Origin of the sequence: Rickettsia endosymbiont of Orchestes rusci, from assembly GCF_964030945.1 — a bacterium.
GTDB lineage: Bacteria > Pseudomonadota > Alphaproteobacteria > Rickettsiales > Rickettsiaceae > Rickettsia.
The window spans coordinates 497,899-509,779 of sequence record NZ_CAXIQG010000004.1; the positions used below are offsets into that span (position 1 = coordinate 497,899).

The following is an 11,881-nucleotide window of genomic DNA, read 5'->3' on the forward strand; positions in this document are numbered from 1 at the left end:
GGCGGGAATGACATCGAAAATTCGAGCCATGCAACAACGCCGGTCAAGCCACGGTATGACAATTTCAATAAACAATAATTTATTTACTATATGCCCTACTCTTCATTATTAAAAAAGCTGCAAATATTATTCCGGCAGCATAATATTACCGGCTTATCCGTTAATTCCACTAGCATCAAAGAAAATGAGGCTTTCTTTGCTATTAAGGGAAAAAATTACGACGGTAATAAATTTATTCTCGATGCTTTAAATCAAAAAGCAGGGATTATTATCACCGATAATAATGAAAGCGTAGAATTAAACCCCGCAAAAATAATATATGTAAAAAATGCGCGGATAGCTTTAAGTTTGGCGGCAAAAATCTTTTATCCGAAAGAGCCGCCATATTTAATAGCCGTAACCGGTACTAACGGCAAAAGTTCGGTAGTATCATATATTGCACAATTATATTCTTTGCTCGGAAAAAATGCTGCCACTCTCGGCACTCTCGGCGTCGAGTATTTTGGTGATATTAAATCCCCTGAAATTTTAGAGGATACCTCCTCTTTAACTACCCCTGATCCTATAAATTTTAGAAAAATCATTCATAATCTAGCTGACAATGATATAGAATATTTGGCTTTTGAAGCTTCTAGCCACGGACTCGATCAGAAAAGGCTATATGGAATAAAAGTTAATGTCGCTTGCTTTACAAGCTTCAGCCAAGATCATTTAGATTATCATCAGACAAAAGATGCTTATTTACTTGCAAAACTAAAATTATTTACCGACAACCTACTACCTTCAGGGTTAGCTGTGTTAAATTCTGATATAGCAGAAATAGAGTTTATTAAAGATTATTTAAACAAACATGATGTTAAATTTATAACTGTTGGTAAAAAAGCCTCAAAAAAAGGAAATTTACAAATTATTAAGACTCTTCAAGCTTTATATAATCAAATTGTTTCTTTTGACTTTAATGGATTAAATTATGCTTTTAATACACATATAATCGGTAGTTTTCAAGCAAGTAATCTGCTCATTGCTGCTCTAGCTGTTCATCATACCGGTTTTAATTTTAGAGAAACTATCATGAGCTTAATGAAAATTAGGGCAGTAAAGGGTAGAATGGAGCGAATTGAACGTACTAACATCCTTGTTGATTATGCTCATACTCCCGATGCGTTAGAGAAAGCCTTAAGTGAGCTAAAAAATATTAAATTAAAAGGCAGCAAACTAATTGTAGTTTTTGGCTGCGGCGGTAATAGGGACAAATCTAAAAGGAGCTTAATGGGTGAGATAGCAGCAAGAATTGCCGATAACGTAATTATTACCGACGATAATCCTCGTAATGAAAACCCCGCTTCTATTAGAAAAGAAATTATAAGCGGTATGAGTAAAGCAAACTATATTGAAATAGCTGATAGAGAGGAAGCAATTAAATATGGAATAAACAATTTGCAAACAGATGATATTTTATTAATAGCCGGCAAAGGTCACGAAAATTATCAAATAATCGGCGATAAAAAAATACCTTTTGATGATGCTGAAATTGCAAAAAAGTACGCTCCTCGATGTCATTCCCGCGGAATTTGAAAAAACATTCGGTGTCATCCCGTGGCTTGTCCACGGGATCCAGAAATTTAATAATATAATGAAACAATATTATGTATATATATTAGCTAGCAGACGTAATGGTACATTATATATTGGAGTAACTTCAAATATTATAAAACGTACTTATGAGCATAAGCATAAAATAATCAAAGGATTTTCTTCTAAGTATAACATAAATAAATTAGTTTATTTTGAACAATATGACGATATTATAGCTGCAATTAGTCGTGAAAAATTATTAAAAGAATATAAAAGACAGTGGAAATTAAATTTAATTGAGTCTCAAAATCCAGACTGGGACGATTTATATGAAAAAATTATTTTATAATTTTTTTCTAGATACCGTGGACAAGCCCACTACTGTACGAACGTTGAAAAAAGGCTGTGTCATGCCGTGACTTGATCACGGCATCCAGGAAAATAAAGCCATATTAGACTTATTTTAGAATCTTTTTATGATATTATAAGCTGGATTCCGTGGTCGTAGCCACGGAATGACAGAATTTTTACCTCTTTATTTAAACGTTCGTACAGTAGTGGGACAAGCCACGGATGACACTGAATGCTTTTTAAAAGCCGTACAATAACACATAATAGAACTAATATATGATATGGAACTCTGAAACTCTAAGTAAAGCACTCGGTATAATAGCCCCCTCCTCTATTGAGGCTAATGAAGTGCAATTTAATTCTAATGATGTACGAAAAGGCGATTTATTCATCGCTCTAAAAGGCAATAGAGACGGGCATGATTACGTAGCTCATGCGATTGCGCAAGGCGCAACTGCGGTCATTGTTAACAGAAATATCCCAGGAGTACCAAACCATAAAACTATTATAGTAGATGACACGTTTGATGCTTTGAAAAAGATGGCTGAATATAAAAGGCAAAATTCTAAGGCTGTATTTATCGCTATTACCGGCAGCGTCGGTAAAACTTCTACTAAAGAAGCTCTTAAAATTGTTTTAAGTGCTTTTGATGATGTTTTTGCTAGTAGAGGTAACTTTAACAACTATCTCGGCATGCTTCTAAACCTTGTTTCTCTACCTGATACGGTAAGATATGCTATTTTTGAACTGGGCATGAATCATAAAGGAGAGATAAAAGAACTTAGTAAAATAATAAAGCCTGATATCGCAATTATCACTAATATCTCGGAAGCACATTTAGAGTTTTTTGATTCTTTAGAGGAAATTACTAATGCTAAATGCGAGATTTTTGAAGATTTAGTAAAGGACGGAATAGCGATTGTTAATAAGGACACTCAATATTATCATAATATTTTATCAAATCTTACGAAACTATCTATTAGTAACATATATAGCTTCGGTAATTCTAATAACACAAATGCAAAACTAATATCATACAAACATGATGATAATAAAGTTCATTTAGTATATTTAATAAATAATAATAAAATAGAGGTAACCATACCTTTTATACCTAAGCATTATGCAGAAAATTTTACCGCAATTCTTTTAGTATCTTATCTGCTTGGTAAAAATTTAGAAAATGCCTCACAGCAGCTTGGCAATATTCCGTTAACTAAAGGTCGCGGGGAAATAGTGACCGTAAAAATCGGTACAAATAATTATCGAGTAATTTGTGATTATTATAATGCTAGCCCCGAATCTATGAAAGCTTCCTTAAGATATTTAAAACTATTTAAAAATGCTAATAAGGTAGCTATAATAGGGGAAATGCTAGAGCTTTGGCAAAATTCTGAGCGGCTACATAAAGATTTAATACCTTATATTACTGATGCTCGTTGCTCTAAAGTTTTTTTAGTCGGCACTCATACTAAATGTATTTCCGACTTATTACCAAAAGAAATAACCAAAGCTTATTTTGAAAATGTTGATGCCTTAATAAAAGATTTACCGAATTTATTAGGTAAAGACGAACTTATATTAATAAAAGGCTCAAGAGGTGTTAGGCTTGATAGGATTGTTAATGAAATCTGTAATTAGACAAGTACCGTGCGGCATATTCTATGTCATTCCCGCGCAGGCGAGGCGTTTGTTGCACGGCTCATAATTTACCGTATTATGGTTATTATAAGTACAGTGTCATACCGTGGCTTGACCCACTACTGTACGAACGTTGAAATAAAGAGGTAAAAATTCTGTCATTCCGTGGCTACGACCACGGAATCCAGCTTATAATATCATAAAAAGATTCTAAAATAAGTCTAATATGGCTTTATTTTTCTGGATGCCGTGATCAAGTCACGGCATGACACAGCCTTTTTTCAACGTTCGTACAGTAGTGGGCTTGACCACGGTATCCAGAAAAAGCCTTAATAAAAAGACGGGATGACAATTTTTCATGTTAACCTAATATAATACATATTTTAAAGGATAACCATGTTATATAATCTTTTACTACCGTATGTGCATAATTCGCACATTGCCAATTTATTTCACTATATTACTTTCCGAAGTAGCTTAGCTATTCTGATTAGCTTAATTTTCTGCTTTCTAATAGGTCCAAGGCTTATTAGATTTTTACATACTTTGCAAAAACACGGGCAACCGATTCGTAGCGACGGTCCTGAATCTCATCAGATGAAAGCCGGCACTCCTACTATGGGCGGGATAATGATTATTTTATCCGTCTGCTTCTCCACTCTATTACTTGCCGATCTTACTAATAAATATATTTGGATATCTATATTTGGCTTTATTAGCTTCGGTATTATCGGCTTTATAGACGATTATGCAAAAATAACCAAAAATAATCATAAGGGAATCAGGAGCAAAAACAAATTTTTACTGCAAATACTTATCAGTTTAATTATATGCATTTCATTACAATATACCGACAACCCCGGAGATAATCAGCTTGCTATTCCATTTTTTAAAAATTTACTTCTTAATCTCGGATATTTTTATATACCGTTTGCGATGTTTGTCATAGTCGGAGCCTCTAATGCAGTTAACCTAACCGACGGTCTTGACGGTCTTGCTACCGTTCCGATAGCACTTACCGCTAGTTCTTTTGCCTTAATAAGTTATTTAGCCGGCAACCATATTTATGCAAATTATTTGCAGATAATGTATATTCCAAATAGCGGAGAACTAACTATTTTTTGCGCTTCCATTGCGGGAGCGAGTCTTGGGTTTTTATGGTTTAATGCACAGCCGGCAGAAGTTTTTATGGGAGATACCGGCAGTTTAAGCCTTGGCGGTGTTCTTGGCGTTATAAGTATCATTACTAAGCATGAATTAGTACTCGGTATCATTGGCGGATTGTTTGTTATTGAAACAATCTCGGTGATTTTGCAAGTATATTACTTTAAGACTACTAACGGCAAGCGAATTTTTAAAATGGCACCGCTGCATCATCATTTTGAAAAAAACGGTTGGGCTGAATCAAAAGTAGTAATAAGATTTTGGATTATTGCCGTCATATTTGCCCTTATCGGCTTATCTTCATTAAAATTACGTTAATAATTAAAATTATTAATGTTAAAAATATATTAATATTCCTTGATTATCTATAAAAAAATGTTATAAGGCTTACTTATTATATTAAAGTTTATAAATAGGTTTTTATATGGAAAAAGAAGAGATTATAAAAAAAGCTTTAACGACAGAGAAAGCAAATTTAGTAGTCGCATTAAACAAGGTAAATGAGCTTCTAGAAACTAATAGACAACTTAATGATTTAAGTAAGATACAAAAAGAAGTAAATATTTTAAAAAAAGAGCAATTTCACTCTCTTCCTTGGTTTAAAAAGTTTATAGAAGTTGTTTCTAACGTAAAATATGTATTTGTCAAAAATGAAGAGCAATTAACAAAAGAAGCAATCCGGCATAGTAATGAGACATTAAGACGCGTTGATAATATATTACACCGAATAGCTGAAAAATCCGCTCCCTTAAAAGAAGTTATGCAAGAAGAGTTCAGAAAGAACTTTGAAACTTTATCATCAAGAAAGGATTTATCAATAGAGCAGCAAGAAAAGCTAAATAAATTAGCAGAAAGTTACAAAGAATCAGCAACCGTGCATTTAACAGAAGCTCTAAAAACTCGTGATAATAACAACCTAGCAAGCCAATTAATATCTTTAAATAATGTAAAAAATAATATAGCTACACTTTTAAAAGAAAACAAACATGTTACAAAACTTGCAGAATTAAAATACGAGCTAGAAAATATTAAATCAGAATTACCTTCTACCTTCTTAGAAAAATTAAGCAAATCTTTTCAAAAAATAAAATATATTTTTGTTAATACTCCGGAACAGGCTTTTCAAGGAAATAAACAAAAAACTATTGAAAAATTAGGACATATTGATACAGCATTAGGGAAGATAAAAAGTAGTTTAAATACAATATTAGAAAATAAAGCAAAATTAGATAGTGAATTAAATAAATTAAGAAAACCGGAATTTGTCCTTACTCAAATAACGGAGATAGAAGAAAAGTTAACTAAACCTATATCTATATCTCCACTACAAAATGATGAGCTAAAAGTACCGGATCAAGTAACTCCTCCGACTGTAATCCCGGAGGATATAAAGAATACGCCTAACTTTAATATCCCACTGCCGCCGCCACCGCCTCCTCCGCTACTCCCCACTGCTATTGTTCCTCCTCCTCCTCCTTCAGGAGTAGCAAAAGAAACAGAACACAATGAACCGAAACCGTCAGAAAGGCAGGAGTCGGATAGAGATGCATTATTATCACAAATACAACAAGGAATAAAATTAAAGGAGGTAAAAGCACAAATATTACCTAAAAAGCCACAAACGAATAGTAACGTAGATGTTGCAGCGATACTAGCAAGAAGAATTGCACTTTCAGTTTCCGATTCAGAATCGGAAACTGAAAGTGATAGTGATAGTGATTGGGAAAGCGATACTAGCAGCAATAAAAAGAAATCTTTAAAAGCAAAAAGAGAGAGAGACGAGGAGAAAGCAAAGCACGGCATCAACCCGGCTTTGCAAAAACAAGCAAAAGAAGCAACAAATCAATTAAAATCTGATAATTCTGCTCAAAATTTAAACCCCCCTACTTCTCGCCTACCTCAACGCAGTAGTAGTCGAGCATAATAATATATGGATAAGTTTTAGCTTAAAAACTTATCCATATTGGGGTTACGTGGCGTTGTTGCATGGCTCGAATTTTCGATGTCATTCCCGTGCAAACGAGAATCCGGATTTTTCTTTTGTCATGCTGAACTTGTTTCAGCATCTATTGAAAAATATCCTGAAATAAATTCAGGATGACTTTTTGATACTTTCCTAGATTCCCGCCTGCGCGGGAATGACATAGAGCGTGCTTTAATTATCCATGCAACAAAGCCGACTTGACCACGGTATCCAGTCTTTTTATTAAGGTTTTTCCGGATGCCGTGGTCAAGCAACTAGATGACACCGAAACACTTTGCAAAAATTCGAGCCATGCAACAAGGTCGGGTTACATAGATTTCGACATTGCTTTTTCTACTGTCTTTCTTGAACTACAAGGATAATAGTTGTCTTAGAACACGACAAAACCCTAATCAAATAAAATGATACAGCGCAGCCGATACTTAAGAACAAGAATAATAAAGCAAAATTATTTATTGTTTCACTGTGTAATTTTGAGACGATAAAAGTTATTAAGGCTATTAATATATAATATAATGAGCCGAAAATTGAGCCGGCAGTGCCGGTAACTTTGGCATAATCTTCTAAAGCATAACGCAGCGTCATCGGAATTAGAAGATTATGTCCAATCATATGCAACATTATCGGAATGAATATTATTCCTATGACGATATTATTATTAATTTGATTATCCTTTAATAAAAAAGCAGCTATTACTAACATCGTACAACCCAGTAAGCTAAATCCGAGTCCCAAAATCATTATTTTTTTTTCATCTACACGGCGTTTTTTTATTAAATATCTGCCAAATAAGCCGCCAAAAATATTAGCTAAACATAATAAGAACGTTAATTTACCGTAGAAAGAAGACGACAACCTCATATTCTCAATAAAAATAAAGGGGGCCTCGATAAAAAAACCGTAAGTCATGCCGTTAAATGCCCCGATAATAAAAGCATAAAGCCAGATAATTTTATCCTTTACTACTATTTTAAAAACTTCAAAATATTTACTAGTGTGAGAGATATCCATATACGGATTTGTTTCAGGTAAAATTTTACAATATAAAATAAGTAATAAAGTAACTAAAAAACTTGAAAAGACGAAAACATAGCGCCAGTCGGAATATTCAACAATATAGCCGCCGACCGATGAGCCGAGCGAGGGAATAAATGCCAGCCATACCGATAAGCTAGCATAAACATAAGATAATCTACTTCCTTGATATGAATCTCTTGCCATCGCCTGCCCTATTACGGAGCCGACACTTGCCCCGAAAGCTTGAGCAAAACGTGCAATCATTAGCATCTCTATATTAACTGCTAAGATACAGGCAATAGAGGATATAATGTAAATAAATAGTCCGAAGAGAATTATAGGTCTTCTACCGTAAATGTCCGATAATCTACCTAAGGATAATATACCGAAAGCGAAACCTAAAAAATATAAGGTAGACGTAATTTGTGCCGTATTACCGCTAATATTAAAAAATGCCGAAAGACTAGGCAGCCCTGCGGTATACATTGTTTCCGTGGTAGGAGATAGAACAAATAAACAAAGAAGCATCCAAGGCGGAATTTGCGCGATTATTTTCATAAACTTTATTTTTTATTTCGGTGTCGTTTCAGCATCCTCTATGTCACTCCCGCGGGGCGTTGTTGCGTAAATACTCCAAACGTCATTGCAAGCGACGTGGCTCGAATTTTCGATGTCATTCCCGCGAAAGCGGGAATCCAGATTTTTCTTTTGTCATGCTGAACTTGTTTCAGCATCTATTGAAAAATATCCTGAAATAAATTCAGGATGACTTTTTGATACTTTCCTAGATTCCCGCCTGCGCGGGAATGACATACTGCTGCTTTTATCGAGCAATGCAACAACGCCTTCATTGGGCTTCGCACAAGCTCTATACTCTAAGTATTTAAAGAATTAGAGGCATACTCCGATGAAATGAAAAGTTGGTATACGAAGATCAACTTCAAAAAGAGTAATCGGTCTATAAGTCGAGGAGTGCAGCGTATACTTAATACGTGAGCACCGCAGAACTTATAAAACGACAAAAGCCAAGAACAGTATAATACTAATATGCTATTTAATCTCTTTAATCTAAAATATATAGTCCATGTTCTTTCACTATTTTGCTTATTGCTTCTAGCCCTTCAGGATAGTCTTTTTTTACTTTTAATAGATCAGTCAAATCATGACCACCATCTATAATAGCATGATACTCAGGTAGAATAATTTTTAAGAATAATCGCTCTCTTATGCTTAATAAAACATGCGATAAATATTCTTCTTTAGAATCAAAAGAAACATATAATCTATCAAAATATGCATAAACTTTTGTGTTATTAAATAAATATAAATAAAATTTTATAAACAACTGCTCATATTGATAATATTTTTCTTTATTTTCCTTAAATTTAAATTTTCTTTGATAAAATATAATTAACTCATCAGCTTCTTCTTCGGAAAGCCAGTGATCAAAAACTGAAATACAATGAACATAATATTCTTTTCTAAGCTTTATACGATATTCTTCAGCATCTTTATCATCCCAGTGATATTCATCATCATCTATTAAGGAAAACATTCGATGAAGTTTAATATTTTCCTTACTTAAAACTTCTTTCACAATATAACCTATAATATTGATACTCTAAGTATTTAAAGAATTAGACTTTATTTTGAATGGTGAGCGAACGGAGTGTACACTTAGTACATGAGTACGCGAATCCATGATAAAATAAAGAAATAATTCTTTAAATACGACGAGTATTTACACATTAAATCTAAAATGTACTATATCACCGTCCTGCATTTTATATTCTTTACCCTCTAAACGCATTTTTCCTACTTCCTTGGCTTTTGCTTCACTACCAAGGTTTATGTAATCTTCATAGCCGATAACTTCCGCACGGATAAAGCCTTTTTCAAAATCCGTATGAATTATCCCGGCCCCTCTAGGTGCAAGAGTACCATTTTTGAAAGTCCAGCTATGAGCCTCTTTAGGGCCGATTGTAAAAAAGCTTTTAAGATTTAGCAGATTATACGCTTCTTTAATAACCTTGCTTAACCCCGTTTCTTCAAGCCCGATATCTTTTAAAAATTCAGTCTTTTCCTCAATGCTTTCAAGAAGTGCAATATCCGCTTCTATTTTTGATGAAATAACGACGCATTTGGCATTTTCCTTTGCTGCTCTATCTAAAACTAATTTTGTTAGTGCGTTACCTCTAGACGCATCTTTTTCAAGAACATTGCAAATATATAAAACCGGCTTAGATGTCAGTAATTGCAACTGTTTTATATTTTCTGGATCATAAATATTATTAAGCACTCGTGCAGGCTTGCCGTCGGCTAATACCTTATATATTTCTTTTGATAATTCCACCTGATCTTTTAGCGCCTTATCGCCTGTTTTTAAGCGCTTCTCACTACTAGTTAAACGCTTTTCTACCGATTCTATATCGGCAAGTATTAACTCCGTTTCTATTATTTCCAAATCATGTATCGGGTCTATTTTATCATGAATATGCGTAATATCCTCGTCCTCAAAACAGCGCAGCACATGCAAAATTGCATCTACTTCCCTTATGTGAGCTAGAAATTTATTGCCAAGCCCCTCGCCTTTGCTTGCTCCCTTAACAAGCCCTGCAATATCGACGAATTCTATATAAGACGGGATAAGTTTCGCAGAACCGGCAAGACTTGCCAATTTCTGTAGACGGTCATCCGGTACTGAAACTATACCGCTATTCGGCTCAATCGTACAAAACGGATAATTCGCCGCATCCGCCGTCTTACTTGCCGTTAGTGCATTAAATAACGTCGACTTACCGACATTCGGCAACCCAACAATTCCACATTTTAGTGTCATAAATCTTTCCTTAAAGAATATAGTATAGAATCTTTCTCATAGCCATGTCTGGTAAATTCAACTTTATAGCCTAATTTTTCATAAAATGGTTTTGCTTGCCAGTCCATAGTGATCAAATGAATAAAATTACAGCCTCGTTCACGTGCTAAATCCTCAGCTTTTTCTATTAGTAAAGTACCGTAATTCCGATCCCTTATATCTTCATTTACAAAGAGTGAACGAATATAAAACCCTCCCCAAGAACTCATACCGCTAATTCCTGCAATAAAGTTTTTATCCTTATCAAAACACGAAAAGGAAAAAGATTTAATATCTCCTTCTAAACCCTTTTTCTCTCTAGCATCTTTGTTAAAAGCCTCAATAATTATAGATTCATGATTTTTATCCATTTCATCGGCATAGACAATTTCAAACGGTAATTCTTTTTTCATAGTCCCTATGTTTTTTAAAAATTAGATGCTTCAACGTTATTTTCACATGGCATTATTGCGTGGATAAGTTAAAGCGTACTCTATGTCATTCCCGCGCAGGAATGACATCATATTTTAGTTTTAAATTCTTCTAATTTACCTTCTAACAGCAAATCAAAATTATTAGTTATTTTATCTATCGCTTGTTCGACTATATTATACTCAGCCTTAAAAAAATTATGAAGCACATAATCGGCTACTTCCTCACTATTTTCCGGTCTGCCTATCCCGATTCTTATACGATGGTAATTATTACCTATAGCTTGGTCTAACGATTTTAAGCCGTTATGCCCGCCGTTACCTCCACCTTGTTTACATTTCACTCTCCCGACGACTAAATCTATATCGTCATGAATAACATAAATATTTTCAAGTTTTATATTATAGTAAGATTTAATTAGTGCCGCCGCATTACCGGACAAATTCATATAAGTCATCGGCTTTATCAGCAATAACTTGTGAATTCCTACATTTCCTTCGGCAATTTCGGCATTAAATTTTTTCTTCAAAGAAAATGATAATTGATAATATTTTGCTAATTCATCAATAGCTATAAACCCGATATTATGTCTTGTATTTTGATATTTTATTCCCGGATTACCAAGACCTATAACAAGAATCATAATATTACCTTGAATAAAAAGAGATTATAGTTAATTGATATGAATTTAGCATGCGGGGTTTGATGAAGGAAGTATAATAAAGTTTATTGCGTGGATAGAGAAATGGTCTCAATGTCATGCCGTGGTCAAGCCTACTACTGTACGAACGTTGAAAAAAGGCTGTGTCATGCCGTGACTTGATCACGGCATCCAGGAAAATAAAGCCATATTAGACTTA

At 34.1% G+C, this 11,881-nt stretch carries 14 protein-coding genes; 5 read left to right on the plus strand and 9 right to left on the minus strand.

What is annotated here, in order from left to right:
- Nucleotides 1–90: 90 nt before the first annotated feature.
- The 5 genes from AAHM91_RS06315 to AAHM91_RS06335 all read left to right on the plus strand — a co-directional run bounded on the left by AAHM91_RS06315 (nucleotide 91) and on the right by AAHM91_RS06335 (nucleotide 6,655).
- The gene (locus tag AAHM91_RS06315) at nucleotides 91–1,575 is read left to right on the plus strand and encodes a UDP-N-acetylmuramoyl-L-alanyl-D-glutamate--2,6-diaminopimelate ligase (protein WP_342270232.1); all 1,485 of its coding nucleotides are present in this window, start codon (nucleotides 91–93) and stop codon (nucleotides 1,573–1,575) included.
- Nucleotides 1,576–1,633: 58 nt separating this feature from the next.
- On the plus strand, nucleotides 1,634–1,924 hold the full coding sequence (locus tag AAHM91_RS06320) for a GIY-YIG nuclease family protein (RefSeq protein ID WP_253307758.1): 291 nt from the start codon (nucleotides 1,634–1,636) through the stop codon (nucleotides 1,922–1,924).
- A gap of 278 nt (nucleotides 1,925–2,202) precedes the next feature.
- Nucleotides 2,203–3,567, plus strand: coding sequence for a UDP-N-acetylmuramoyl-tripeptide--D-alanyl-D-alanine ligase (locus AAHM91_RS06325; RefSeq protein ID WP_342270233.1), 1,365 nt, complete (start codon nucleotides 2,203–2,205; stop codon nucleotides 3,565–3,567).
- Nucleotides 3,568–3,963: 396 nt separating this feature from the next.
- Nucleotides 3,964–5,049 (plus strand): phospho-N-acetylmuramoyl-pentapeptide-transferase, encoded by a 1,086-nt coding sequence (gene mraY / locus AAHM91_RS06330; protein WP_341794014.1) that lies wholly within the window; start codon nucleotides 3,964–3,966, stop codon nucleotides 5,047–5,049.
- A 106-nt stretch (nucleotides 5,050–5,155) separates the two neighbouring features.
- Entirely contained in the window at nucleotides 5,156–6,655 is a 1,500-nt protein-coding gene (locus tag AAHM91_RS06335) for a WH2 domain-containing protein (RefSeq protein ID WP_342270234.1), read from the plus strand.
- Between the two features lie 119 nt (nucleotides 6,656–6,774).
- Here AAHM91_RS06335 and AAHM91_RS06340 read toward each other — a convergent pair whose 3' ends face one another.
- The 9 genes from AAHM91_RS06340 to AAHM91_RS06385 all read right to left on the minus strand — a co-directional run bounded on the left by AAHM91_RS06340 (nucleotide 6,775) and on the right by AAHM91_RS06385 (nucleotide 11,848).
- Nucleotides 6,775–6,969, minus strand: coding sequence for a hypothetical protein (locus AAHM91_RS06340; RefSeq protein ID WP_342270235.1), 195 nt, complete (start codon nucleotides 6,967–6,969; stop codon nucleotides 6,775–6,777).
- A gap of 79 nt (nucleotides 6,970–7,048) precedes the next feature.
- Complete coding sequence (locus tag AAHM91_RS06345; RefSeq protein WP_342270236.1) at nucleotides 7,049–8,290, minus strand: Bcr/CflA family efflux MFS transporter; 1,242 nt, start codon at nucleotides 8,288–8,290, stop codon at nucleotides 7,049–7,051.
- Nucleotides 8,291–8,328: 38 nt separating this feature from the next.
- Nucleotides 8,329–8,466: a hypothetical protein gene (locus AAHM91_RS06350; RefSeq protein ID WP_342270237.1), complete on the minus strand. Its 138-nt coding sequence runs from the start codon at nucleotides 8,464–8,466 to the stop codon at nucleotides 8,329–8,331.
- Nucleotides 8,444–8,566, minus strand: coding sequence for a hypothetical protein (locus tag AAHM91_RS06355; protein WP_342270238.1), 123 nt, complete (start codon nucleotides 8,564–8,566; stop codon nucleotides 8,444–8,446). Before AAHM91_RS06355 ends, AAHM91_RS06350 begins: the two co-directional genes overlap by 23 nt.
- 229 nt (nucleotides 8,567–8,795) lie before the next feature.
- The gene (locus AAHM91_RS06365) at nucleotides 8,796–9,329 is read right to left on the minus strand and encodes a hypothetical protein (RefSeq protein WP_342270239.1); all 534 of its coding nucleotides are present in this window, start codon (nucleotides 9,327–9,329) and stop codon (nucleotides 8,796–8,798) included.
- Nucleotides 9,330–9,473: 144 nt separating this feature from the next.
- Nucleotides 9,474–10,571, minus strand: a complete 1,098-nt coding sequence (gene ychF, locus AAHM91_RS06370; protein ID WP_342270240.1) for a redox-regulated ATPase YchF — start codon at nucleotides 10,569–10,571, stop codon at nucleotides 9,474–9,476.
- A complete protein-coding gene (locus tag AAHM91_RS06375; RefSeq protein WP_342270241.1) occupies nucleotides 10,568–11,002 on the minus strand; it encodes a GNAT family N-acetyltransferase in 435 nt (144 codons plus the stop codon). The genes ychF and AAHM91_RS06375 overlap by 4 nt, the downstream gene beginning before the upstream one ends.
- Nucleotides 11,003–11,109: 107 nt before the next feature.
- On the minus strand, nucleotides 11,110–11,664 hold the full coding sequence (pth, locus tag AAHM91_RS06380) for an aminoacyl-tRNA hydrolase (RefSeq protein ID WP_341794008.1): 555 nt from the start codon (nucleotides 11,662–11,664) through the stop codon (nucleotides 11,110–11,112).
- A 4-nt stretch (nucleotides 11,665–11,668) separates the two neighbouring features.
- Nucleotides 11,669–11,848 carry a hypothetical protein gene (locus AAHM91_RS06385; protein ID WP_342270242.1) on the minus strand — a complete coding sequence of 60 codons (180 nt, stop codon included), beginning with the start codon at nucleotides 11,846–11,848 and terminating at the stop codon, nucleotides 11,669–11,671.
- Nucleotides 11,849–11,881 lie beyond the last annotated feature (33 nt).